The organism is Desulfovibrio sp. SGI.133 (assembly GCF_050313955.1).
Classification (GTDB): Bacteria; Desulfobacterota; Desulfovibrionia; order Desulfovibrionales; family Desulfovibrionaceae; genus Desulfovibrio.
On record NZ_JBNPMK010000012.1, the window covers coordinates 1 to 26014 of the forward strand.

Consider the following 26014-nt stretch of genomic DNA (forward strand, 5'->3'; position numbering starts at 1 on the left):
CGAAGGGGTTCTTCAACTCTTCCACCTGCTCCGGCTTCTTGCCCAGCTTGGCGCGCAGGACTTCGATGGCCACCGGCAGCACGGAGATGATGATGATCAGGTAGACGATGATGCTGAAATTCTGGCGCACCCATTCCAGGTTGCCCAGAAAATAGCCGGCCGAGACCAGACCGCCCACCCAGAGCACACAGCCCGTGATGTTGAACAGGAAAAAGCGGTGCGGGCACATGAGGGCGATACCGGCCACGAAGGGCGCAAAGGTCCGCACGATGGGCACGAAGCGGGCCAGGATGATGGCCTTGCCGCCGTGCTTCTCATAAAAGTGATGCGCCTTGAGCAGATGCTCCTTCTTGATGAAGCGGGAATCCCGCTGGAAGATGGCCGGGCCCACATGACGGCCGATGAAGTAGTTCACCGCGTCGCCCGTGATACCGGCGGCCAGCAGGACCAGCAGCACATGGCCGTAGCCCATGAGCCCGGCACCGGCCACGACGCCGGAGGCGAAGAGCAGGGAATCCCCCGGCAGGAAGGGCGTGACCACGAGGCCGGTCTCGCAAAAGACGATGATGAACAGGATGGCATAGATCCACATCCCGTACTGTTCCACCAGTTCGAAAAGATGGGCGTCGATATGCAGGATGAAGTCCACCAGATATGTCAGAAATTCCATGTACACCTCGATAGGGATTTGAGACTGAAAGCCTTTCCCTTGTATCCCAGCCATGCCTGTGGCACAACACCTACAGCGGCCCTGCTCCCGCCTGCGGGGACGCCTCCACCCCTTTTCCTGTCTCGCGAGGTCCCATGCCTGTCCGTTCCGCCGTCATCATGGCCCTGCTCTGCCTGTTCATCACCGTCCCGGCCCTGGCCGATAACGGCTATAATCCCGGTTTCCGCACTCTGGGCTTCTGGCAGCAGGAAAGCGGCATCCGCGTGGACGTCAATGTCTGGTATCCGTCCGTGCGCGCACCGCGCTCCCTGTCCTACGCGCCCTGGACCATCCGCGGCGCCCGCAACGGCAAGCCCGTGCCCGGCCGCTTTCCTCTGATCCTGCTCTCCCATCCCTCGTCGGGGACGCGCTTTTCCTTCCATGATACGGCGGCGGCCCTGGCGGCGCGTGGCTTCGTGGTAGCCGCGCCTACCCATCCCCGCGACTGCATGGAAAACATGGATCATCTTTTCCTCTGGGGGCAGCTCAAGGACAGGGCCCTGGAGCTTTCGGCCACCATGGACCTGCTGCTGGCCGACAAAGACATCGGCCCCAGCATCGACCCCAAGCGCATCGGCGTCCTGGGCTACGGCAGCGGCGCTACGGCCGCCCTGCTGCTGGGCGGCGCCCTGCCCGACTGCTCCGGCTGGATGGACTACTGCCGCAAGGCCCCCCAGGACGATGCCTATTGCTATGACCAGCCCCGGGCCCGCATGGACAGCATGTGCGGCCATTTCCCGCTGGATCCGCGCAGCCTGACCGATCCCCGCGTCAAGGCCATCGCCGCCGTGGGCCCCACCTTCGGCATGCTGTTCAGCCATCAGGGGCTGGCCAGCCTGCAGCCGCACCTGCTGCTGGTGGGCCTTGAGCATGACGACCTGAGCATCTCCTCGTTGCATGCCGAGGCTCTGTATGAACGCATGGACAGGAAACCCGCTCACCTGTTCCTGGACAAAGCGGACATGTCGCTGCTCATGGCCCCCTGTCCGCCCAGCCTGGCCAATGAGCTGCCCGAGATGTGCCATGACGAGCTGGATCCCCTGCGCCAGCAGCTGTTCCGCACGCTTACCCGCAGACTGGCCTCATTCTTTCTGGAATGGCTCGGGACCCAGGAAGGCCCGGAAAGCTTCTTCTCCCTCGGCACCGGCGAGTAGACCGGCCTGGCTTGACAAGGTCCCGCCATTCTTCCTAGGAAGGGAAATCACCCCTGTATCAAGGACATAACGGCATGCGCCATCTCCAATCCCTGCTGGCCTGCGCCCTGCTGGCCCTGGCCGCCCTGGCCTGTGCGTGGCCCGCGCTGGACAAAAGTTCCCTGTTCACCGCGGCCGGCAGCAGCACCGCCGATACGCCCCAGCAAACGGCCACCGTCAGCGGCCAATCCCTCCCGGAAGGCTGGACAGCCATGCCTGCGGGCGCCCGCTCCACCTATCTGGGCATCCACGGCGGTACCGTGCCGGTGAGCCTGCTGGTGAGCCGCGACGGCATGTCCCTGGTCTCCTTCGTGGGACAGACAGGCAATGACTTCCTGGAACTGCTGCGCCGCGCCGACGTGCGCCTGCCTTCCCTGCTCACCAGCATCCTGGGCAGCAGCCACGGCGGCAGCATGCTCCTGGCTGGCCGTGCCCAGCGCAGCATGCCCGTCCTCTACGTCCTGGGCGACCGGCTGGCCGCCATGCCCCAGGGCCTTCAGGGCCTCCAGCCCTTCGGCCTTTCAGACAAGCCCCTGTCCATCGAAGGCAACATATCCCTGCCGCCCCGCCGCAATCCGGCGGCACGGAGCTATCGCCTGCATATAGATCCCCGCTATCTCGACCCTCGCCGCTAAAAGGCCCCGTCCAGCGGAAAAACAGCACCGAAGCAGCACTGTTACTGGTGCCCAGCTACAGTCTGCCCAAAAGGAAAGTGCGCTCTTTTGGCCCGCATTGGCGCGGAAGAACGTTGCTTTTATATATGTGTTATTCTATAATCATCAGAAAACAGGAGCTCCCGGTGACCATTCGCGAAAAACGTACCTCCATCAGCCAGTTCGCCGCAGCGTTACGGCAACGATCCCCTCAGGAAAAACGGGATCTGCTGGTCGCCGATACTCTGGATTCCCTGTGCCGGCATTGCGACCTGTATGATGCAGCCCGTGTCAGCAACAATCCCTTCCATCCCGAATTGTTGCGCACCATTGCTGCTGCAGACCTTTCTTCCGAGGCGCTCTTCTCGCTTTTCGAGTGTCTGGCCGTCCTGGTCCACCTGCGCAAGCTGGCCCATCCGGCCATCCCGCTGGACGAGGCCGAAGAAGAGCTGCTGTTCCAGTTCGAACACAGCGGGGAATGGCTGCCGGATGACCTGACCCTGGTCGCGCACTGGTACTGGCACGCACCGGCCGCCCTCCTCGACAACTAGCCCTCTTCCTGCCTCCGTCCGAACCATCCTCCGGGTGGTTTTTTTGTTGCAGCGTCGGCTCTTCCGGCCGTTGCACGGCATAAAAAAAGGCCCGCCAAAGCGGGCCTTTCTTTGCATAGTTTCAGCCGTTGCTACAGGACACGGCCAATAAGATAGAAGCACACCGTACCGGCCACCACGCAGTACAGCAGGAAGGGCCAGATGGTACGACGCAGGATGATGCCTTCCTTGCCGATCATGCCCAGCACGGCGCACACGGCCACGATGTTGTGGATGCAGATCATGTTGCCGGCAGCGCCGCCCACGCCCTGGGCAGCCACAATGATGTACTTGCCGAGAGCGGGATAATTCAGCAGACCGCCCATATCCCACTGGAAGTTGGCAAAGAGCATGTCAGACACGGTGCAGGAGCCGGTGATGAAGGCGCCCAGACCGCCCACGAAAGCGGCCAGCATGGGCCAGGCGGCACCGGCCACGTCAGAGGCGAACAGCGCCATGGCCATGGGCATGGACGGCAGGGCCGCACCATCAGGACCGGCGGTATTGACGCCGGAGCCGCGCAGGATGGATACCAGGGCCACGGCAGCCACCAGGGCGATGGTGGGGGCCGTCATCTTTTCCAGAGCGGTGCCCCAGGCCTGACGGATCTTTTCACCGTTCATCCTGTGCAGGCCGATGGTGATGATGGATACCAGGATGAAGGGGATGGTGCCGGGCAGGTTGAGCAGGGCGATCTTGGAGGTCACGCCCTGGAAGCCCAGGATATTGGCCCACCCCACACTGAACATGGGATCGGTGACGATGGGCTTCAGGTGGAAGGCGGGCACGCGGGTCAGCACCAGCAGCAGGCCGCACAGCACATAGGGCAACCAGGCCATGGTCTGGCTCATGTGTTCCTTGTACTCGGTGGCGGAGCTGGCTTCGATGGAACCGGTCCATTCAGCATCCCAGGCATCCTTGTGGTCGAAGTCCCACACGCCGTCGCGGGGCACGCAGAAACCCTTCTGGGTCAGCCAGACCAGCGCACCGAGGCCCAGCAGGCCGCCAACCATGGAAGGCAGTTCGGGGCCCACCAGCCAGGCCAGGATCAGATACGGCACCAGGAAGCAGGCGGAAGCCATGAGGCAGTACTTCCACGCGCGGAAGCCTTCCATCCAGGACTTGTTCTTGCCGAAGAAACGGGTCATGAAGCCCAGCATGAAGATGGGCAGGATGATGCCCATGGGGAAATGCATGAGGGTGACATATTCGCCGATGGTCTTGTAGGCCATGGCAGGGTCCGAAAAGTTCATGGCCTGCATGGCCACGGCTTCGATGGATTTGAAGCCCTGCAACACGGGGGTGCCCACGGCGCCAAAGGTCACGGGCACACTGTTGAAGGCCAGGCAGATGACGGCCGCGCACAGGGGCGGGAAGCCAAGGCCCAGCAGCAGGGGCGCGGCCAGGGCGGCAGGCGTGCCGAAACCGGCGGCACCTTCGATAAAGGCGGCGAACATGAAGCCGATGATGATGGCCTGCAAGCGTTTGTCGGGGCTGATCTTCTTCATGCCGGCCTGGATGGTTTCCATGGCGCCGCTATACTGCATGGTGTAGTAGATCAGCAGCGCGCCGAACACGATGATCAGCACGCCCACAGCCGTGATGGTGCCTTCGATGGAAAGGGCCAACAGACGCAGGGGCTCCTGACCCCAGAAGGCAAAAGCCAGCACCACACCGGCGAGCCAGGCGATAGGCATGGCACGGGTGGAGGGCCAGCGCATGCCGGCCATGAGGATCAGGGCAATCAGGATCGGGATGAAGGCAAGAAATGCCAGAAGACCGATGGACATGAGACCTCCTCTGCAAGTGTCCATGTTGAACATGTCCCGGCCGCATATTTTCGCACCACACGCAGCCGTGACCTTCCCCAAACCGGCGGCATGACGACATGCCGCATTACGGTCGTGACCTTGCCGCATGACCGTAGGCCCACCGGCGCTCCTTCAGGTTCGCCAGGAAAAGGCCTTTATCATACGGCGCTTTCGAGCAGACTGCGGCCTTCCTCAAAACCGCCCGGGAAACCCGGTGCCTGCTCAAAAATTCCTTCTGTCCCTGCTGCCGGGGCGCCCTGGGCTGCACCCGGCCCGGCACGAGGCCGGCGATCCCTGCAGGCCCGGACAGATCAGGCCCGCATGGCAAGGCGGCGGCGCGCCGCAAGGCACGCCGCCGCTCATTTTCAGTTAGTTTTTCAGGTTTTCGGCCACCAGTTCCGCGATGTGCGAAACCTTGACCTTCATGCCCTGCTTTTCCACACCACCGCGCAGCTGCATGACGCAGCCGGGGCAGTCCATGACCACGCGGGAAGCGCCGGTCTCTTCGATGTGCTTCAGCTTCTTGGCCAGCAGCGTGCCGGAGATCTCGGGGAACTTCATGGAGTAGGTACCACCGAAACCGCAGCACACGTCTTCTTCGGCGCACGGCACATAGGTGGCCGCGTCGGCGATGAGGTCACGCGGGGCCTTGGTCACGCCCAGGCCACGGCAGATGTGGCAGGAAGCGTGGTAGGTCACCTTTTCACCGCTGTTGTTGAAGTCCTTCTCGGTCAGGCCGAGGACATCATGCACGAAGGAGCTGTAGTCCGTCACCTTGTCGGAGAAGAGCTGCACGCGGGCGGCGTCGGCCTTGCCTTCCAGGATGTGGGGGTACACATGCTTCAGGTGGGAGGCGCAGCTGGCGCACAGGGTGATGATGGCGTCGTACTTGCTGGCGTCGAAGGCTTCCAGGTTCTGCTTGGCCACATCCACGGAGGTCTTGCGCTGACCCATCATTTCCAGAGGCAGGCCGCAGCAGGTCTGGGCCATGGGGTATTCCACGGCCACGCCACGGGCGCCCAGCACCTTGACGCAGGCTTCCAGCTGTTCGGGGTAGATGAAGTCCTGAGCGCAGCCGCCGAAGATGGCCACACGGTAGCGCGGGGTGGCCACGCGCGGGGCGATCTTGGCCCAGCGGTCACGGAAGGCTTCGTTGGCGATGGCGGGCAGGGCCTTGAAGCCGTGCTTGCCAAGGAACATGGCAGGCAGGTGACGCTGGAACTGGGTGCCGCCGGTGAAGGGCTTCTGGGCGTAGGAGGCGAACTTCAGCAGGCTGTGGAACATCTTGCGGTTCTTCATCACAGCAGCCATCAGGGTGCCTTCCACACCACCGCCCTGCTCGTCGGTCAGGCGGGAGCGGATCTCGCGGATCAGGCGAGGCAGGTCGATGCCGCCGGCGCAGACGTTCTTGCAGGATTCGCAGCCCACGCAGTTCTGGCACAGCACCTTAGCCTTGTCCTTGCCGTGGAAGAAGTAGGTCAGGATCAGGCCGATGGCGCCGATGTAGATGTAGCCCATCTTGTGGCCGCCCACCAGACGGAACACGGGGCAGACGTTGGCGCAGGCGCCGCAGCGCACGCAGCGGAAGATCTGGGAGAACAGCGGATCACGGGCGATCTCGGTACGGCCGTTGTCCAGGAAGACCACGTGCATGACCTTCTTGTTGTCCTCACAGGCGCCGCATTCGCCGGCACCGGCCATGAAGGTGGCGTAGGCGGTCAGGCGCTGGGCCGTAGCGTTACGGGGCAGCACCTGCAGAGCGGTCAGGGCCACTTCCAGGTTGGGGATCAGCTTGTCCAGGCCGGCGATGGCCACATGGACGCGCGGCAGGGTGGTGACCATACGGGCGTTGCCTTCGTTGGTCACGGTGCTGACGGCACCCATTTCGGCCACGGCGAAGTTGCAGCCGGAGATGCCCATGTCGCCGTTGATGAACTTGCGGCGCAGCTGCACGCGGGCCACCTTCACCAGGCGCTGGATGTCTTCGGCATCCTGCTTGACACCGGTCTCCTTGGTGAAGTCGTCAGCCACCTGATAGCGGGACAGGTGGATGGCGGGCATGACCATGTGCGAGGGACCTTCGTGGCGCAGCTGGATGATCCATTCACCGAGGTCGGTCTCGTCCACGATGAACCCTTCCTTTTCCAGGTAGGGGTTCAGCTGAATTTCTTCAGCGGTCATGGACTTGGACTTGATGATGCGCTTGACGTTGTTCTCGCGGGCGATGCTGGCGATGATGCGGTTGGCATCTTCGGCGGTGGCAGCACGGTGCACATGCACGCCGCGTTCTTCAGCCACACGGCGGAACTGTTCGTACAGTTCTTCCATGTGTTTGCAGGCATCGTCCTTGGCGTCGGCGATCTGTTTGATCAGGCCGCGTTCATCCACTTCCTTGAACACAGCTTCACGGTTGGCGCGGTAGGCCACGGCGAAGGTGTCGAGGGTACGGCGCAGGAAGCTGTCCTCAAGGGCGGAATCAATATCCTTGCGGTAATCCGAAAGGGTTTTGGGTGCAGTGTGGCTCATGGCTTAGTCCTCCAGAAGAATGATATGCAATTCCAGCGGGCCATGAACGCCCACGGCGGCCACGCGCTCGATATCGGCGGTACGGCTGGGGCCGCTGATCAGGGTCGTGTAGTTGCCGCCCTTGGGGTTGGCCATGAGCAGCTCTCGCATACGACCGGCGATCTCGGGCAGGGTGCGCACCAGCTTGGACTTGGCCAGCAGCAGCACGTGGATTTCGCTGATCATACCGGCCAGACGGGCATCTTCGTTGTCAGTATTCACCAGACAGGTGGCACTGGAAGACACGCCCATCTCGGCGGAGGTCAGACCCACGTCGATACCGGCCAGATGGTTGCGCAGACCTTCACGGATGCACAGGAAGCCCTTTTCCTTGCAGGCGGCTTCCAGGGTGGCGAAGTCTTCATCGTTCAGGACAGGGGCGGCCACGATACGCTGCACGCGGGTGGGCACACCGTTGGGGCCATTGGGGCCCTTTTCCACGTCCTCGTCCGCCATCAGTTCGCACGGGGCTTTGTTTTCGCACACGTCCACCACGTACTGCAGCGCGGCGGCCATGTTGGGCAGCTCCTGCACCACGGCGTTGACGGCCGTGGCTTTGGCGGTGAAGTCCTGAACAAGATCCTGTATTTCTTCAGGGGCCATTGATGTCTCCTTATAATGAATGCCGCACCCTATTTAAGGGTTTCGGCATAGATCTGGATAGTATGCTTGACCTGCACGGGGTCATTGTTGTGCGAGAGCACGTCTTCCAGCTGCATCATGCAGGCGGGGCAGCCGGCGGCCACCACATGGGCGCCCGTGGCCACCACGTTGTCACGCTTGCGCTGGCCGATGACACGCGACAGGTCGTAGTGGAAGAGGTTGAAGGAACCGCCGCAACCGCAGCAACGGTCAGCTTCCTTCATCTCCACCAGCTTGTAGTTGGGGTTGGTCTTGATGATGGTGCGCGGCTCCTCGGAAAGGCCCAGGGCCTTCTTGAGGTGGCAGGAGTCGTGGTAGGTCACGGTCTTGGCGCCGGGCAGGCTTTCCACGGCTTCGACCTTGAGCACCTTCACCAGGAATTCGTTGATATCCATGGTGATGGCGGCCAGGGCTTCGGCCTGATGCTGTTCCACGCTGCCCAGACGGGCGGCGTAGCGAGGCCACAGTTCCTTGATGGTGGAGGTACAGGAGGAACAGGCGGTCAGCACATAGTCGAAGCTGCTTTCACCAAAGGCGGCCAGGCTCTTGGCCATCTGCTTCACCATGCCTTCGGCGTCGCCGGAGGACAGGGCCGGGATACCGCAGCAGGCAAAGCTGCTGGGCATGTAGATGGCCACGTTATGGTGGTGCAGCACCTTGATGCAGGCTTCGGACACATCCACGTATAGCTTGTCGCCCATGCAGCCGGGGAAGAAGGCCACCTTCAGACCGCCCATGACGCGGGGCTCGTCCAGGTTGCCGTAGATGGCGTGCAGGGGCTTGAGGGCCAGGGAACGGATGTGGCGGTCGCCCAGCATGAAGTTGAGCATGGGAGCGCAGGCCGTGTTCTGGGTGTCCTTGTTGCTGCGGAAGATGACGCGCTGCATGGGCGCGCCCACCCGCATGGCAAAGTTGAACAGGCCGGGATACGGCAGCAGGGCACGGAACACCATCTTCTTGACCGGGTGCAGGCCAAGATAGGTGTTCACGATCTCGCGAGCCTCCATGAAGATGTCCATGATCTTCACACCGGAGGGGCAGTTGGCCTCACAGGAACCGCACAGCAGGCAGCGGCCCAGCTTGTCGGCCACGGCCTCGGGGTCAGCGATCATTTCGTGGGCCAGATTGTCCACCAGGGCCAGCTTGCCGCGGGCCACGTCGGCTTCCATCATGGTGGCGCCGAACATGGGGCAGACAGCCTGGCACATGCCGCACTTCATGCAGGCGATGATGCGGTCGTCAAGCGTCATCAGACGCTTTGCCAGTTTCTTCAGGTCGCTCATGGCGTGTCTCCCTAAATGCCCACCAGCTTGGTGGGATTGAGCAGACCCTTGGGATCCAGAGCGCGGCGCAGGCGCTGCGAGAAGAGGATGGTGCCGCGGGAGGTTTCCTTTTCCATCCACTTGGACTTGGCGGTGCCGATGCCGTGTTCACCGGACAGGGTACCGTGCAGGCTGATGGCCACATCGAACATTTCGTCGACGGCGGCTTCCACGCGGGCGAATTCTTCCTTGTCGCGCTTGTCGCACAGGAAGGTGGGATGCAGGTTGCCGTCACCGGCATGACCGAAGGTGCCCACTTCGACATTGTACTTCTTGGCGATGTCGTTGACGGCCTTCATCATGGCAGGGATCTGGGAGCGCGGCACGGTGGCGTCTTCGAGCACGGTGGTGGGCTTGCAGCGGGCCAGCACGGGCAGGGCCTGGCGGCGGGCTTCCCACAGCTTGAACTTTTCGGCAGCGTCCTTGGCCACATGCACGGCCACGGCACCGGTCTGCTGCAGCACGCGTTCCACGACCACGGCTTCGTCAGCCACCTGGGCGGGATGGCCGTCCACTTCGATGAGCAGGATGGCCGCGGCGTCGCGGGGCAGGCCGGCCTTGGTGTAGTCGTCCACGCGCACGATGGTGTTGTTATCGAGGAATTCCAGCGTACAGGGCACCACGTGGGCGGCGATGATGCCGGCCACGGCTTCGGCGGCCTTCTGCATGTCATCGAACACGGCCATCAGGGCCTTGGAGGCCTGCGGCGGGGGCACCAGCTTGAGCACGGCCTGGGAGATGATACCCAGGGTGCCTTCGGACTGCAGCATCATGCCGGCCAGATTGTAACCGGTGACGCATTTGACGGTGCGGGAACCGCTCTTGACCAGTTCGCCGGTGGCGTCAAAGAATTCCAGGCCCATCAGATAGTCCTTGGTGACGCCGTACTTCAGACCGCGCAGACCACCGGCGTTTTCGGCGATGTTACCGGCCAGGGTGGACACGGCCTGGGACCCCGGATCCGGGGGATAGAACAGGTTCTTCTTGGCAACCTCGGCAGCGAAAGTGGCCGTGACCACGCCGGGTTCCACCACGGCGTACAGGTCGTCGGAGTTGATCTCGAGAATGCGGTTCAGGCCGTTGGTCAGGATGACCACGCTTTCCTTGCTGTCCGGGATGGTGCCGCCGGACAGGTTGGTACCGGCACCGCGCACGGTCATGGGAATGCCGTAGTCATAGAGTTTCTTCACACAGATGCCGAGCTGCTCGGTGGTGGTGGGACGCAGCGCGAAAGCGGGCACCACGGGGGGCAGCACCGCGGAATCATAGGAATAACTCTGGCGGTCAGCTTCGGAGCTGAACACGTTTTCCTTGCCGAGGAGATCTTCAAATTCTTTGATAAGCGCCTGGCTTGCCATAAGGGCCTCCTGTTACTCATGAAATATGCTCATCAACCCGGGCTCCCGACCGGGCCTGCACCCAATCTACCCGGAACACGAAAAAAGAGCACGCAGCAAGACCTGCTCCGAAGAATAGGTTGATCCGGGCCGAATGAATTTTTTTAGCAAGAATTTCTTTTTTTGAAAAGGTAAAACTGCTCCCCAACCTGCTGTTGCAAAGAAAAAAGAGGATCCTCTTTTTCTTGTATTTTTAAAAATATTTTATAAAATACAACTATAAACTCCTTCTCTTCTTTTATTAAGGTAAAATGTACAAAAAATGCGACAACACAGATGATACAATCACTCTTTTCCAAAGAACGGCCACACAAAAGAGAAAGAATAGATATGCAATATGCTCTTCATTTTGCACATTACTACAGTCTCTTTCAGGCACACTTATCTTACCGGTAAGAAATCAAAACAAAAAATTTTTTTATATCCTGTCCAGAATCTTCCGGAAACATTTTTTCTGCGCCCCATGCAGGCCCTGAGATTGTCTATTTTTTCTCATTCGCCAAATGCATAATATATTCAAAGGCTTCCGCGCTCACCGGCTGAACGGAGAGACGGCTGCCCCGGCGCATGAGCTCCATGCCGGCCAGGGCCGCATGCGCGGAAAGCTCCTTGCGGCTCAGTGCAGGCAGGGCCTTGTGCAGGCGCACGTCCACCATCTCCCAGATGGGCTTTTCCGGCGTGGCCCGGGGATCAAAATGATTGTTCTCGGGGTCCTGCGCCGTATGGTCGGGATAGGCCTCGCGCACCACTTCCACCACGCCCACGATGGAGGGATCGGCACCGCTGTGGTAGAAAAAGCCCAGGTCGCCTTTTTTCATGGCCTTCATGAAGTTGCGGGCCTGATAGTTGCGCACGCCGTCCCAGGACGTGGTCTGCCCGGGCGCGGCCTCCAGATCCTGCCAGGAATAGCAGCCCGGCTCGCTCTTGAACAACCAGTAGTTCATGGTACCTCCTTTTTTATCAGGATATATTCTCAAAAAGAAAGTAGCAAGTGTTCTGGAAAGAGGTCGGGCACGCAGGGGGAGGGAAGACCTTTTTGGAAAAAGGCCTCCCCCTTGCATCCCCCTCCCCTTCCAAAAACTTTTTCTCTGAACGGTATGGAAAGTCCCCGTCGCCGGATAAAAAGTGTCAGCATCGTCCTCTGCAAACGGGCAGGAAGTCACGTAACGATATGTAACGGCCAAACCATAGACAGGGGATCTGCCCCCGTAACGTTGTGATACGGACGCCACCGTCACTTATTCTCCTGCATATTTTGCCAGCTTTTCACACCCACGCCACGGCAACCACTATCCCCTCCCCTGTCCCGGGAAAAACGGACAGCCCCCCGCCCTCCTTCCTCTCCCGATCACCAAATATCGCCGCAACTGACGGCCAACGACGGGGACTGACGGCCAGCCCCTGACAAAAGTTTTTTCGGGGTTGGGGAGAGCACGAGAGGGGAAGGGGCAGGTTTTACAAAAAACGCCTCTTCCCCTCTCGTCCCCCCTGCTCCACCAGTCCACAGCACCCATCCCCCAAAAAACAACGGCGGCCCCGAAGGACCGCCGTGACGAAGGCATGACACGCGGAAGGCCGCGCCCTCACAGGGGGCACGGCCGTCCTGCCAGCTATTCCATATCTTCCGTAAGGATCATGTGGCGCGCGGCCGCGGTCTCGTCCAGACGGCGGACGGGCATCTTCACCGGAGCATCCAGCAGCTGCTGGGGATCGGACTTGCCCAGGGCCACGATCTCGCGCAGGGCCTCGATGTAGGCATCCAGGGTCTGCTTGCTCTCGGTCTCCGTGGGCTCGGCCATGAGGCATTCATGGACGATGAGCGGGAAGTACACCGTGGGCGCATGGAAACCGCGATCCAGCAGGGCCTTGGCGATGTCCAGGGCGCGCAGGCCTTCGGGCGCGGAGGCCACGAACTCGTGGGCGCAGATGCGGTCGAAGGGCACATCGAGCACGCCTTCCAGCTTCTTGCGCAGATAGTTGGCATTGAGGCTGGCGAACTCGGCCGCGCGGGTCAGGCCCTCGGCGCCCAGACGCATCATGTAGGCCAGGGCCTTCAGCACCACGGCGAAACTGCCGTAGAAGGGACCGATGTGGCCGATGCTCTGCGGCAGATCGTAGTCCAGGGCATAGCTGCCGTCTTCGGCCTTGCGCACACGCGGCGCGGGCAGGAAGGGCAGCAGGCGCTCGCCCACACCCACGGGACCGCAGCCGGGGCCACCACCGCCGTGGGGCGTTCCCAGGGTCTTGTGGACATTGAGGTGCACCACGTCGAAGCCCACGTCGCCCACACGCATCTTGCCCAGGATGGCGTTCATGTTGGCGCCGTCGTAGTACAGCAGGGCATCTTCGCGGCGCAGCACTTCCACGATGCGCGGCAGATGCAGCTCCAGCAGGCCCAGGGTGTTGGGGTTGGTCATCATCAGACCGGCCACCTGGTCGGGATATTTGGCCATGGCTTCTTCAAGGGCAGCGGGGTCCACCATGCCGTCACGCGAAGGCACGTTGACGATCTCGAAGCCCGCCAGCACGGCCGAGGCAGGGTTGGTGCCGTGGGCCGAGTCGGGAATGAGCATCTTGGTGCGGTTGCGGCCCTTGGCCTTGTGGTAGGCGGCGATGAGCTTGACGCCGGTATATTCGCCGTTGGCCCCGGCCATGGGCTGGAAGGTGAAGGCCTTCATGCCCGTGACCTCGCACAGCCACTGTTCGGCGTCATACAGGCATTGCAGGGCGCCCTGGGCCAGTTCGCCGGAAAGCTGGGCCAGCAGGGGATGCATGCGGGCAAAGCCCGGCAAGGCGGCCACGTATTCCGTGAACTTGGGGTTGTACTTCATGGTGCAGGAGCCAAGGGGATAGAAATTGGCATCCACGCTATAGTTGAGCTTGGACAGATTGGTGAAGTGGCGCACCACGTCCAGTTCGGAGCATTGGGGCAGGCGCGGCGCGCTCTTGCGCAGCAGGGCTTCGGGCAGCATCTGCGCGGCGCGGGGCGCGTCGTCGTCCACAGGCAGGGCCAGACCGGGAGCGCGGCGGCCTTCTACGGATTCGGCAAAGATGGTTTTCACAGCAGACCTCCCAGCTTTTCGACCATGGCATCCACCTGCGCACGCGTGTTGCATTCGGTGCAGGCCAGCAAGAGCACATCATCCATGCCCGCATAGGCACGGCCCACAGGATAACCGGCGGCCACGCCCTGACGCAGCAGGGCCTGCACCACCTCCTCGGCGGGACGCGGCAGGCGCAGGGCCACTTCGTTGCCGAAGGGCGCGTCATTGAGCAGGGAGACGCCGGGCAGGGCCGTGAGCTTTTCCACCGCGTAGCGGGCCAGGGCCATGCCGTGTTCGGCCACGCGGGCCAGACCGTCCGGGCCCACCAGCGAAAGGTACATGAGCGCGCGCAGAGCGCACAGGGACTGGTTGGAGCAGATGTTGGACGTGGCCTTGGCGCGGCGGATGTGCTGCTCGCGGGCCTGCAGGGTGAGCACATAGCCGGTGCGGCCTTCCAGATCCGTGGTGCGGCCCACGATACGGCCGGGGAACTGGCGAATATGCTCCTTGCGGCAGGTCATGATGCCCAGATAGGGACCGCCGAAGCTCAGGGGCTGGCCCAGGCTCTGGCCTTCGGCCACGGCGATGTCGGCGCCCATCTCGCCGGGGGTCTTGAGCACGGACTGCATGACCGGATAGACGGAGATGACGCCCAGGGCCTTGCAGGCGCGGGCATGGGCGAAAAGCTCGCTGAAGTCGGCCACGGCGCCGAAGAAGTTGGGGTTCTGCACCAGCACGGCGGCGCAGGTGGCGTCCACGGCGGCCTTGAGGCCTTCCATGTCGCTCAGGCCGTCCTTATGGGGCACGGTCACCAGGGTGATGTCCAGGCTGGAGGAGTAGGTCTCCAGCATGGCCCGCCAAATGGGATTGATGCACTGGTCCACCACCAGCTTTTTGCGGCGGGTGGCGCGCACGGCCATCATGCAGGCCTCGAACAGGGCCGTGCCGCCGTCATAGACGGAGGCATTGGCGCAATCCATGTCCAGCAGGCGGCTCACCGCGGTCTGGTATTCGAAGATGGCCTGCAGGGTGCCCTGCGAGCATTCGGCCTGATAGGGCGTGTAGGAGGTGTAGAACTCGCTGCGACCGGAAAGGGCGTCCACGGCGCGGGGCACGTAATGGGCATAGAAGCCCGCGCCCAGGAAGGAGACGGAGGGCGAGACGTTGGCGGCGGCCAGGTCCTCGAAGTAGCGGCACACGGCAAATTCGCTCTGCCCCTTGGGCAAATCGAAATGTTTGGGGCGCATTTCAGGCGGAATGTCCGCAAAAAGGTCATCAAGGTTGCGCACACCCACGACGGAGAGCATTTCCTGCACTTCGTCCGGCGTATGGGGAATGAATGGCATAGGGGAGCTCCTTGCAGCGAAGGCTGCCGTGCTGGTGGAAAAAAGGCGGCAGGGCCAGGGCCCTGCCGCTCCACGGACTAGTGCTGCTCGTTCTTGCAGTGTTCTTCGTAGGCCGCGGCGTCCATCAGGCCTTCGGGCTGGGCGGACAGCTTCACGCGCACGATCCAGCCGGCGCCGTAGGGGTCACTGTTCATGACTTCGGGAGCGTTCTCCAGCTCGGTGTTCACGGCCACCACCGTGCCGCTGACGGGCGAGATCAGGTCGCTGGCCGCCTTCACGGATTCCACGGCGCCGAACTCGCTGCCGGCGGTCAGTTCGTCACCTTCGGCGGGCATGTCCACATAGGTGATGTCACCCAGGGATTCCTGAGCGAAATGGGTGATGCCGAGGACAGCTTCTTCACCGTTGACTTTGGCCCATTCGTGGGACGCACTGTACAGCAGGTCTTCGGGATTGCTCATGGTCTTCTCCTTGGTCCGGGGCGATGCGCTGTCCCGGAAGTTGATGTCAGCATCTGTGGCGGGGCGAGGGGCCCCGGCAGTCCGTCATCCGCATGGTGCTGCCGGGCCTCCCCTGCCCTGCCGGGATCTTTCCTGAAATATGGCGGGAGCACCGCCTTTCTTCGTCCGGCCGTACCGGCCCGCGAAAGCCGGGACGTCCCGTGCCTAGGCCAACTTTTTGCGGGCCGTGCCTTCCTTGTAGAAGGGCGCTTCGGTGACCGTGGCCTTGAGCTGGCTGCGCGAGGCCTGCACCAGATAGGTGGCGGCATCGGCCTTGTCGGCGTCGGCCCAGGCAAAGGCCACCACATGGCCCAGCGAAGGCGCGAACGACCCGCTGGTGACCACGCCCGCCGGTGTGCCGTCTTCCAGCAGGAGCGCATCGCCGTTGCGGGCGGCGCGGCGGCCTTCGATGCTCAGGGCCAGCAGTTTCTGGCGTACTTCCTGCGCGCCTTCACGGCCCACATACGGGGCGGTGCTGGTCAGCATGCGGCCCATGCCCGCCTCGGCCGGGGTGTGGTTCTCGTCCAGCTCGTGGCCATAGAGGGGCAGACCGGCTTCCAGACGCAGGGTATCGCGCGCGCCAAGGCCCACAGGTTTGACCCGCTCATCGGCCAGCAGGGCTTCCCACAAGGCCTGGGTCCGACCGGCAGGCACGTAGAGCTCGAAGCCCAGCTCACCGGTGTAACCGGTGCGGCTCACCAGCAGCTCGCAGCCCTGCCAGTCCTCGCTGCGGAAGCCGAAATAGGGCATGTCGCGCAGGCTGCGGCCCAACAGGGTCTCCAGAACGTCCACGGCTTCGGGGCCCTGCAGGTCGATCTTGCCGGTCTGCTCCGAGATGTCGTCAAGGACCACGCCTTCGGGCAGGCGGGCACGCAGGGTGGCAAAATCCCCGGCGGCGCAGGCGGCATTGACCACCACCATGAAGTCGTCCGGGCCGAAACGGTAGACGATGCAGTCATCCAGCACCGTCCCCTTTTCCGTCAGCAGGAAGCCGTAGCGGCAGCGGCCCGGGGCCAGCGTGGCCAGGTTGTGGCTCACGGCGGCGGCCAGCGCCGCATCGGCACCGGCGCCCCGGATGCGGAACTCGCCCATATGGCAGATATCGAACAGGCCGGCATGCTGACGGGTATGCTGGTGCTCCACGAGGATGCCCTCATACTGGATGGGCATCAGCCAGCCCGCGAAAGGCGCCATCTTGGCGCCGTGGGCCACATGCCAGTCCGTGAGCGGGGTCTTGAGTTCGGCCACGGTTCCTTCCTCCTTTCCGGCGCGGCTCCGGCCGGATGACGGATGGCACGGTCAGGGCAGGGCCCGACCGGCCTGATGTTAGCGCAGAGAGGTCGCTCCTCCCCGAAGCGTGCGGGACCTGTCCCGGAACGCCCGGAGGGATGGCCTACAACGTCGTGAAAAACTGCTCCATGCGCTGCGGATCGCAATGGGAAAAATATTCCTGCCAGGCCACCCCGTTCAGGGCCCCGGCCAGCGCGTCGCTCCGGCAGCGTACCCCGCGCAGGCGCTCTTCCAGACCGGCGATGTCCGCAGTGGCGAAAAAGTCCCCGCAGATGCGGCAGTCCCGGACGACGCCGTCCCGCACGTCCAGGCGCCAGTCCACCAGCCCCCAGGGGAAACGCTCGCGCCGTTGCAGGGTGAAGGCCGGCGAGGCACCGTAATTCCAGTCCCAGCTGCGGTATTTGCGTTCCGCCAGTTCTTCCGCGGCCCGCAGCACCTCCGGCTCCAGCTTCCCTTCCCCGTCGGCGCAGTGGCGCAGCAGCGCGGCCCGCAGGTCTTCCATGCTGCTGCCCGGCGCCCAGAAATCGGAGATGTTGGCCACCCGCGAGCGTACCGAGGCGATGCCCTTGGAGCGGATCTTGTCCGGGTCCACATGCAGGGCCTGCACCAGCTCGCTAAAATCCAGCGATACCAACAGGGTGCCGTGATGCAGGATGCGCCCCTGCCGCAGGGACTGCGCGCTGCCCGAGATCTTGCGGCCCCCGGCTTCCAGATCGTTGCGTCCGGTAAGGGAGGCCTGCACGCCGAGCTCGGCCAGCGCCGCGCAGACAGGGCGCAAGTAGCGCACGAAGTCCACGGTCTTGCGCCCGTGCGCATTCTCCATGAAGGAAAAATTGAGGTTGCCCAGATCATGATAGACCGCGCCGCCGCCGGTCATGCGGCGGACTACAGGCAGGCCGCGCCGACGGACAAAGTCGCTGTCGATCTCGTCCAGCGTCACCTGATGGCGCCCCACGATGACGCTGGGGGCATTCTGCCAGAGCAAAAACAGGCCCGGATGATCCGCGGGCAGCCATTGCAGCAGGCATTCTTCAAGAGCGAGATTGAGAGCAGGATCCGTGGAGGAAAGGGAAAGAAACTGCATGGGACGCTCCTGAAAAGACCGCCGGTCGGTGCCGGGTCCGGCATAAAAATAGCATAGCGACAGGGCCCCAACAAGAAATATTTCAAAAAATACTTTGTGAAATATGGCGTGAAGTCGAGCCCCAGCCCGGTGACGGCAAGGGCGGCACAGGCCGCCTCCTGGCATCCCGAGACAGTGCAGGAGCATAGCCTGCTGTGAAAAAAAAGGGAACGCCACCCCCCGACACGCCCGGAAAGATACGCCCATTCCAAAAGGCCGCGCACGGGACCGGCCGCAAGGCTGCCGCCGCTGTGCCACATTTGGATGCAGAGGTAAAAAGGAATCATCCTCCTCAGGAAAAGAACGTTTTTCAACGCAGTCTCATGCATACTATCCGCATACTGCGTCGATTTTTCCTGTTCATTTTTTGCGATACCAATGCAGGAAGAAAGAGCGAATATGTAAAAAACAGCACTCTACCAGAAGACAGACTGTCATAAAAAATAATTTATGCAATCATGTGAAATGATTTTCTTATAAAATTTTTTTAAATATCTTATAAATTTCATCTATCGTTTACAAACATTCACCTGTAATGACGTAAACATCTTCGCGCCATCAGCCCCGTTTTTCTCCTGCGGTCCGTCCATGGCAGGGCCCGATCCGCTCCTTCCGCAGCCGGGGATGGAGCAAGGGCACAAAAAAAGCGGGGAAGAGGAGCAAGTCCTCTTCCCCGCCATGCGGACGCTTTGTCCTGCGGCCTAGTGGCAGCGGATGCCCGTCAGCAGATGGGCCATCTTTTCCTTCTTGGTACGCAGGTAGGATTCGTTTTCGGGGCAGGCTTCGATCTCGATGGGCACGCGTTCCACGATCTCCATACCGTAACCGGACAGACCCACGATCTTCTTGGGGTTGTTGGTCAGCAGGCGGATCTTGGTGATGCCGAGGTCCACGAGGATCTGGGCGCCGGTGCCGTAGTCGCGCAGGTCATCGGGGAAGCCCAGCTTGCGGTTGGCTTCCACGGTGTCGTAGCCCTCGTCCTGCAGGGCATAGGCGCGGATCTTGTTGGCCAGGCCGATGCCGCGGCCTTCCTGGCGCATGTAGAGCAGCACGCCGCGGCCTTCCTTTTCGATCTGGCGCAGGGCGGCGGCCAGCTGGCCACGGCAGTCACAGCGCAGGGAGCCCAGGGCGTCACCGGTGAGGCACTGGCTGTGCACGCGCACCAGCACGGGTTCGGGCGTGGTGATGTCGCCCTTGACCAGAGCCAGATGAGTGCCGGGCTCGCGGTCGCTCTCGTAGGCGTAGACCGTGAAGTCACCGTACAGGCTGGGCAGATGAGCCTTGGCATCGCATTTGACGGACACCTGGCCGCGACGCATGCGGTAGCAGATGAGGTCGCGCACGGAGGCGATCTTCAGGCCATGTTCGGCGGCAAAGACTTCCAGGTCGGGCATGCGGGCCATGGTGCCGTCGTCCTTCATGATCTCGCAGATGACGGCGGCGGGCTTGAGACCGGCCAGACGGGCCAGGTCCACGCTGCCTTCGGTCTGGCCGGCGCGGGCCAGCACGCCGTCGGGACGGGCGCGCAGGGGGAAGACGTGGCCGGGGGTCACCAGGTCGTCGGGACGGGCGCCGTCGGCCACGGCGGTCTTGATGGTGGTGGCGCGGTCGGCGGCGGAGATGCCGGTGGTGATGCCTTCGCGGGCCTCGATGGACACCGTGAAGTTGGTGCCGAAACGCGAGCCGTTATGTTTGGCCATCAGGGGCAGTTGCAGCTTGTCGGCCATTTCGCCGGACATGGGCAGGCAGATGAGACCACGGCCGAACTTGGCCATGAAATTGATGGCTTCAGGGGTCACGAATTCAGCGGCCATGGTCAGGTCGCCTTCGTTTTCCCTGTCCTCATCGTCCACAAGAATGATCATTTTGCCCTGCCGGATCTCGGCAATGGCTTCTTCAGTGCTGCACAGAGGCATGTCAATTCCTTGGCTTGTGCCGTACGGGACGGCGTTATCTTCGTTTGTGCCTAAAGGTAGGGCCGCTCTGCCGTCCTGTCAACGGGGGACGCGCTTTGGGGCCGGGTCGTGGCCGGGCATGCCCTCCGCAGGAAGCCCGAAGACAGGCAGGAGCATCCGGCGGCCCGCAGTCCGCAGCCGGGGGCTAGCCCTCGTTGCGGGGCAGATCGCGCAGGGGTTGTCCCAGCAAAAAGGGCAGTTCGGCCTCCGTCAGCGCGCCGCGCTCCACGCAAAGCTGCCGGAAAGCGGCGTCGTATCGCTCCATGGCCGCGGCGGCCTCACGGTCGCCCATGTCCAGCAGGGCGAAATACTGACGCACGTCGCAGGCTTCCTCATGGGCCTGCACCAACTCCTCCCACAAACGGCGCTGCGCGTCGGGCAGGGGCAGCAGGGCGATGGCCGCCCGGCGGTCCAGGGCCGGGACATCCCGCAGCAGGGCCTCCAGCGGCCGGGTGTCCTCGCAGAACAGCACGCCGCACTGCACGGGACGCCGGTCATAGATGGTACAGCCCGTGCCGGGCGCATAGGCCAGGCATTGCCACGGATGCGGGGCCTTGCCCGTCCCGGCCAGTTTGATCATCTCGTTCTCCAGCTGGGCCAGACCGCCGCCCATGCCGTCCTGCCGGGCCCACTGGCCGCGACGCAGGCAGACGAGCATCTCCGGTTTCAGAGAGCCCGAGGACAGCAGCGGGGCATCGTCCCGCAGCAGGCCGGGCCCGCCCAGCTCACAGCAACGGCCGCAACGGCGGCAAACAGGCGTGTTATCCGGCATGGCTGCCTTCCTCCTTCTCATGCTCGGCGCGGGCGGCACGGTTGGCCTCGAAACGCTGTCCGAAGCGGCGGGTGAGCCAGCGCGAGAAGTCTTCCATATAAGCGTAGTACACAGGCGTGATGTACAGGGTCACCAGCTGCGAGAAGCACAGGCCGCCCACCACCGCCAGACCCAGGGGACGGCGGGCCTCGGCGCCGGCACCCATGCCGATGGCGATGGGCAGCGCGCCCATGAGGGCCGCCATGGTGGTCATCATGATGGGACGGAAACGCACATGGCAGCCTTCGGTGATGGCGTCCAGCGGCGTGCGCGAAGGATCATGGCGCTGGGCTTCCAGAGCGAAGTCCAGCATCATGATGGCGTTCTTCTTCACGATGCCCAGCAGCATGATGACGCCCACGAAGCCGTAGAGGTCCAGCGGCTGGCCGAATATCCAAAGGGTGAACAGGGCCCCGAAGCCCGCCGACGGCAGGCCGGAAAGGATGGTCAGCGGATGGATGAAGCTTTCGTAGAGGATGCCCAGCACCAGATAGATGACCACGATGGCCAGCAGGAGCAGCCAGCCCATGCCCTTGAGCGAATCCTGGAAGGCCTGGGCCGTGCCCTGGGACTTGGCGCTCACCGAGTCGGGCAACAGCGGCAGGCTGACGCGTTCCACGGCGGCCACGCCTTCGCTCAGGGCCACGCCGGGACGCAGGTTGTACGAAATGGTCACGGCCGGGAACTGGCCGTCATGGTTCACGGCGATGGGGCCCACGCCGGGGCTCATCTTGGCCACGGTGGACAGGGGCACCAGCTCGCCGCTGGAAGAGCGCACATACAGGCGCGTCAGGGCGTCGGGGTTGCGCTGGAAGTCTTTGCGCACCTCCACGAAGACCGTGTAGTCGTTGGTGGGCGCGTAGATGGTGGAGACTTCGCGCGAGCCGTAGGCCGTCTGCAGGGCCAGTTCGATCTGCCCGGCGCTGATGCCCAGGGCCGAGGCGCGGTTACGGTCGATGGTCACCCGGATCTCGGGGTTCTTGAGCTGGAGGTCGCTGTTGACGTCCTGGATCTCCGGCACCTGGCGCAGGGCGGCCTCCACCTTCTGGGCGCACTCGAAGAGCTCCTGCATATTGGTACCGGTGAGGGTGTACTGGTACAGGGCCTTGGTGGAACGCCCGCCGATGTTGATGGCCGGCGGCACGCGCAGGAAGACCTGCATGGCCGGCGAGGTGTTGAGCTCGCGGCGCAGGCGCTGCACCACGGTCTGGATGTCCGGCCGCTCGCCGTGGGGCTTGAGGTGGATCATGAGCGTGCCGTTGCTCATGCTCTGGCTGCTGCCCACGATACCCACCACGGAATTGAAGCGGTCCACGTGCGGGTTGTTGCGCAGCACCTCGTCCAGCTTGTGCTGGGCCTTGACCATGCCTTCAAAGGAGATGCCCTGCTCCGCCTCGGTGGTGGCCACCACAAAGCCCATGTCTTCGCTGGGCAGGAAGCCCTTGGGCACGATGACGCCCAGCCAGCCGGTGGCCAGCAGCAACAGGAGCGAGAAGATCAGCGTGGTGCGACGATGCCGCAGCACCACATCCAGAGAGCGGGCGTACTTGTCGGCCAGCCATTCGAAGGCGCGCTCCAGCTTGCCGTAGATGCCCTCATAGCCCACGCGGTGCTTGCTGCCCGAATGGCGCAGGAAGTAGGCGCAGAGCATGGGGGTCAGGGTCAGGGAGACCACGCCCGAGAACAGGATGGCCGTGATGATGACCACGGCGAACTCGTAGAACAGACGGCCCACGATGCCACCCATGAACAGTACCGGGATGAACACCGCCGCCAGGGAGACGGTCATGGAAAGGATGGTGAAGCCGATCTCGCCCGAGCCGTCATAGGCCGCCGTGAGCGGGTCTTTGCCCATCTCCTGGTGGCGGACGATGTTCTCCAGCATGACGATGGCGTCGTCCACCACAAAGCCCACGGCCAGGGTAAGGGCCATGAGCGACAGGTTGTCCAGGCTGAATCCCATGGCCAGCATCACCGAGAAGGTGGAGATGACCGACATGGGCAGGGCCAGGCTGGGGATGATGGTGGCCGGCAGGTTACGCAGGAAGAGGAAGATGACCAGCACCACCAGGAAGACCGTCAGCACCAGGGTGAACTTCACCTCGGCCACGGACTCGCGGATGGATTCCGAACGGTCATAGAAGATCTCCAGCTTGACCGATGGCGGCAGCTGGCGGGTCAGGCCGGGCAACAGGGTCTTGATGTCGTCCACCACCTGCACGGTATTGGCGCCGGGCTGGCGTTCCACAGCCAGCATGATACAGGGCTTGCCGTCATCCTCCCAGGAGAGCTGCTTGTCCTGCTCCACGCTGTCCACCACTTCGCCGATGTCCGAAAGGCGCACGGGCGCACCGTTGCGGTAGGCCGCCACCACATCACGGAAGGCCTCGGCATTCTCCAGCTGGCCCGAGGCCTTGATGGCGCTGGCGCGTCGCTCCCCTTCCAGCGACCCCGTGGGCAGCTTGCTGTTGGCGCCGCTCACGGCATCGGCCACTTCATCGATGCCCAGCCCGCGGCTGGCCAGGGCGTCGGGGTCTACCCGCACGCGCACGGCATATTTTTTCTGCCCGTAGATGACCACCTGGGCCACCCCTTTGACCATGGAGAGTCGCTGCCCCACCAGGGTATCGGCGTATTCGTTGAGCTCGTACAGCGGCAGGGTGGGAGAGCCCACGCGCAGGTAAAGAATGGGATAGTCTGCCGGGTTGACCTTGCGGAAGCTGGGGTCATTGGTCATGTTGGTAGGCAGACGGCGCTGGGCCAGACCGATGGCGGCCTGCACGTCCAGGGCCGCGGCGTCGATATCACGGTCCAGGGCGAACTGGATGGTGATGCGTGTTCGGCCCGTGGCATTGACGGACGAGATGGAGTCGATGCCCGCGATGGTGAAGAATTCCTTTTCCAGCGGCGTGGCCACGGAAGCGGCCATGGTCTCCGGGTCAGCGCCGGAAAGGTCGGCGCTCACCTGGATGGTGGGAAAGTCCACGTTGGGCAACTGGTTGACCGGCAGGTTCACATAACTGGCAGCCCCGAAGAAGAGCATGCCCAGCATGATGAGTGCCGTGGCCACAGGTCGGCGGATGAAAAGGGCAGCGATATTCATACGCTGCAGCATACCTGCCCGTCCCGCAGGACACAAGCGGGCGAGCCCCTGGCCCGCCCGCACAAATGTTGCGTCTGCAACGGTATTTTATTTGAGATTCAAGGGGATTATCCCCAAGAAAAAAGCCGGGAATTTTTTCTGCTAAAAACAGCCCGCCTGACGCAGGAAGAGGAAGGCCCCCAACCCGATGCACAGGGCACCGATGACCTTGCGCAAAAACGGCGCCGACACGCGCTGGGCCATGGCGATGCCGCCCAGCAGACCCACCACCTGCACGGCGCACAGGGCGGGCAGCAGCATCCAGTCCACATGGCCGCCCATCATGTTGCCCACGCTGCCGGAAAACGAGGTGGCGATCTGGTAGGGCATGGACAGGGCCACGGCATGGATGGGGGAATAGCCCACCAGCACCATCCAGGGGATGGAGGCTACGGGACCGCCCGCACCGGTGAGCCCGGCCATGAAGCCCGTGGCGCCGCCGATGACCGCCCTGCCCTTCCAGCCCAGCCAGAAGGGGCTGCCCTTGCGGCCCGGTTTGGGCGGACGCAAGGTACAGGCACCGGCAAAGACGATGATGACCGCCAGGATCATGACCAGCGGTCCGGCGTCGATGCGGGCATTGACCAGCGCACCGGGCGCAGCACAAACAAAGCTGCCCAGGGCAAAGGGCACGGCCTCCATAAAACGATAATGCCCGTTCTTGTGATAGAGCCATGTGCCCACGAAGCCCGTGCCGATGAAGGAGGCCAGCGCCGTCCCCATGGCCGTGTGCGGCTCCAGACCGCTCATGAGGATGAGCACCGGCGGCACCAGGATGCCGCCCACCCCGGCCAGCCCCACAAGAAAGCCCACCAGCAGACATACCAGCAAAACAACGATCATCACGACCCCCGGATGTGCAAAAGTCGATGCGGCACGCTGGCCGCACCTTCTATGCCTTATTCTCCTTTTTGGCCCTGCTGGCAAGATACGGCGCGAATGTTGCGCGGATGCGTCCTCAGCCTTCCCCGAGGCTCAAAATGCGTTGCATCCGTGCATCATAAAAAGGTAATAAATTCTTTTTACTGATAGTTGCCGCATACCCCGACAGAGCGCCCTCCCAACAGGGGAGCACGGCAGGCGCGCCGTCCCGGCAAAGGGCATGAAAAAAGGCAGGGCCATGCCCTGCCTGTCTGGCTTTGGGAAAGACCGCCCCTGCCCCGCAGGGCTACGGCGCGAAAAGCCGGATCACTGCCATTCCGGGCCTTCCATGAGCCCGCAGGAACTCATGGCCGTGAACAGCACGATACCCGCAGCCGTGGAAAGATTGATGCTGCGCACGCTGTCCTTGAGCATGGGGATGCGCACCTTGTACGGGGAGCGCTTCAGGATCTCCGGCGGCAGGCCGCGCGTCTCGGGCCCGAAGACCAGACAGTCGTCCGGCGCGAAGACGAAGTGCTGCAAAGGCTCCCCGCCCCGGGCCGAGGTCAGCACACAGCGCGGCGGCGTACCGCCGTTCTCCGCCGTGGCGGCGGCCAGCCAGCTGTCCCAGTCCGGCCAGACATCCATGCGCACATGCGGCCAGTAATCCAGTCCGGCACGCTTGAGGTAGCGGTCTTCCAGCTTGAAGCCCAGCGGCTCGATGAGGTTGAGGTGGATGCCCGTGGAGGCGCACAGGCGCGCGATGTTGCCGGTATTGGGCGGGATCTCCGGCTCGAACAAGACGATCTTCATAGGATGATGTCCCTTATTGATGACGACGGTAACTCATGTGTGGCGGGAAGAGGCAATGGTGAAACGATCCTCCCGCACCGGCAGCAGGAGCCTTCACGGGGCCCTACCCGCCGGCCACACGGAGGTGTCACAGGCATGGGGAGAGGTGCGAAGGCTGCAAAAAACGAAGGGCCGTATCCGCTGGGCCGGCCTTGCAGGCATGGGCAGCGCGCAGGGGACTCCCCTCCCCCAAAAACGATACGCCCAA

General features: G+C 63.0%; 20 protein-coding genes. 3 read left to right on the forward strand and 17 right to left on the reverse strand.

The window, feature by feature from the left end; genetic code table 11:
• The coding region (locus ACQRBR_RS11685) for a DedA family protein (protein ID WP_427813027.1) at positions 1–670 on the reverse strand (670 nt) is incomplete at its 3' end.
• Positions 671–804: 134 nt separating this feature from the next.
• On the opposite strand from ACQRBR_RS11685, the gene ACQRBR_RS11690 reads away from it, so the two are divergent.
• From ACQRBR_RS11690 to ACQRBR_RS11700, 3 genes are all read left to right on the forward strand, one after another.
• Positions 805–1863: an alpha/beta hydrolase family protein gene (locus tag ACQRBR_RS11690; protein ID WP_427813028.1), complete on the forward strand. Its 1059-nt coding sequence runs from the start codon at positions 805–807 to the stop codon at positions 1861–1863.
• A 74-nt stretch (positions 1864–1937) separates the two neighbouring features.
• Positions 1938–2537 carry a hypothetical protein gene (locus tag ACQRBR_RS11695; protein ID WP_427813029.1) on the forward strand — a complete coding sequence of 200 codons (600 nt, stop codon included), beginning with the start codon at positions 1938–1940 and terminating at the stop codon, positions 2535–2537.
• 164 nt (positions 2538–2701) lie between these two features.
• Positions 2702–3106 carry a hypothetical protein gene (locus ACQRBR_RS11700; protein WP_427813030.1) on the forward strand — a complete coding sequence of 135 codons (405 nt, stop codon included), beginning with the start codon at positions 2702–2704 and terminating at the stop codon, positions 3104–3106.
• 131 nt (positions 3107–3237) lie between these two features.
• Here ACQRBR_RS11700 and ACQRBR_RS11705 read toward each other — a convergent pair whose 3' ends face one another.
• The 16 genes from ACQRBR_RS11705 to ACQRBR_RS11780 form a co-directional block, all read right to left on the reverse strand.
• Positions 3238–4935, reverse strand: coding sequence for an L-lactate permease (locus tag ACQRBR_RS11705; RefSeq protein WP_303881487.1), 1698 nt, complete (start codon positions 4933–4935; stop codon positions 3238–3240).
• Positions 4936–5325: 390 nt separating this feature from the next.
• Positions 5326–7482 carry an L-lactate dehydrogenase (quinone) large subunit LdhH gene (gene ldhH, locus ACQRBR_RS11710; RefSeq protein WP_289616808.1) on the reverse strand — a complete coding sequence of 719 codons (2157 nt, stop codon included), beginning with the start codon at positions 7480–7482 and terminating at the stop codon, positions 5326–5328.
• 3 nt (positions 7483–7485) lie between these two features.
• Positions 7486–8124 carry a lactate utilization protein gene (locus tag ACQRBR_RS11715; protein ID WP_006007963.1) on the reverse strand — a complete coding sequence of 213 codons (639 nt, stop codon included), beginning with the start codon at positions 8122–8124 and terminating at the stop codon, positions 7486–7488.
• A 29-nt stretch (positions 8125–8153) separates the two neighbouring features.
• Complete coding sequence (locus tag ACQRBR_RS11720; protein ID WP_006007962.1) at positions 8154–9446, reverse strand: (Fe-S)-binding protein; 1293 nt, start codon at positions 9444–9446, stop codon at positions 8154–8156.
• A gap of 11 nt (positions 9447–9457) precedes the next feature.
• Positions 9458–10843 (reverse strand): FAD-binding oxidoreductase, encoded by a 1386-nt coding sequence (locus ACQRBR_RS11725; RefSeq protein WP_006007961.1) that lies wholly within the window; start codon positions 10841–10843, stop codon positions 9458–9460.
• A 521-nt stretch (positions 10844–11364) separates the two neighbouring features.
• Positions 11365–11826 (reverse strand): EVE domain-containing protein, encoded by a 462-nt coding sequence (locus ACQRBR_RS11730; RefSeq protein WP_006007954.1) that lies wholly within the window; start codon positions 11824–11826, stop codon positions 11365–11367.
• Positions 11827–12492: 666 nt separating this feature from the next.
• Positions 12493–13944: an aminomethyl-transferring glycine dehydrogenase subunit GcvPB gene (gene gcvPB, locus ACQRBR_RS11735; RefSeq protein ID WP_303880974.1), complete on the reverse strand. Its 1452-nt coding sequence runs from the start codon at positions 13942–13944 to the stop codon at positions 12493–12495.
• Positions 13941–15272 carry an aminomethyl-transferring glycine dehydrogenase subunit GcvPA gene (gcvPA, locus tag ACQRBR_RS11740; protein WP_204625885.1) on the reverse strand — a complete coding sequence of 444 codons (1332 nt, stop codon included), beginning with the start codon at positions 15270–15272 and terminating at the stop codon, positions 13941–13943. Before gcvPA ends, gcvPB begins: the two co-directional genes overlap by 4 nt.
• 77 nt (positions 15273–15349) lie before the next feature.
• Positions 15350–15733: a glycine cleavage system protein GcvH gene (gene gcvH, locus ACQRBR_RS11745; protein ID WP_040369793.1), complete on the reverse strand. Its 384-nt coding sequence runs from the start codon at positions 15731–15733 to the stop codon at positions 15350–15352.
• 204 nt (positions 15734–15937) lie between these two features.
• Positions 15938–17020: a glycine cleavage system aminomethyltransferase GcvT gene (gcvT, locus tag ACQRBR_RS11750; RefSeq protein WP_321128340.1), complete on the reverse strand. Its 1083-nt coding sequence runs from the start codon at positions 17018–17020 to the stop codon at positions 15938–15940.
• A 145-nt stretch (positions 17021–17165) separates the two neighbouring features.
• Positions 17166–18146, reverse strand: a complete 981-nt coding sequence (locus ACQRBR_RS11755) for a lipoate--protein ligase (protein ID WP_427813031.1) — start codon at positions 18144–18146, stop codon at positions 17166–17168.
• 740 nt (positions 18147–18886) lie between these two features.
• The gene (locus ACQRBR_RS11760) at positions 18887–20101 is read right to left on the reverse strand and encodes a bifunctional 3,4-dihydroxy-2-butanone-4-phosphate synthase/GTP cyclohydrolase II (protein WP_204625544.1); all 1215 of its coding nucleotides are present in this window, start codon (positions 20099–20101) and stop codon (positions 18887–18889) included.
• Positions 20102–20285: 184 nt separating this feature from the next.
• Entirely contained in the window at positions 20286–20912 is a 627-nt protein-coding gene (locus ACQRBR_RS11765; protein ID WP_427813032.1) for a hypothetical protein, read from the reverse strand.
• Positions 20902–24054: an efflux RND transporter permease subunit gene (locus ACQRBR_RS11770; RefSeq protein WP_303880975.1), complete on the reverse strand. Its 3153-nt coding sequence runs from the start codon at positions 24052–24054 to the stop codon at positions 20902–20904. Before ACQRBR_RS11770 ends, ACQRBR_RS11765 begins: the two co-directional genes overlap by 11 nt.
• A gap of 141 nt (positions 24055–24195) precedes the next feature.
• On the reverse strand, positions 24196–24936 hold the full coding sequence (locus tag ACQRBR_RS11775) for a sulfite exporter TauE/SafE family protein (RefSeq protein ID WP_006007943.1): 741 nt from the start codon (positions 24934–24936) through the stop codon (positions 24196–24198).
• Positions 24937–25281: 345 nt separating this feature from the next.
• Positions 25282–25767, reverse strand: coding sequence for a tRNA (cytidine(34)-2'-O)-methyltransferase (locus tag ACQRBR_RS11780; protein ID WP_427813033.1), 486 nt, complete (start codon positions 25765–25767; stop codon positions 25282–25284).
• Positions 25768–26014 lie beyond the last annotated feature (247 nt).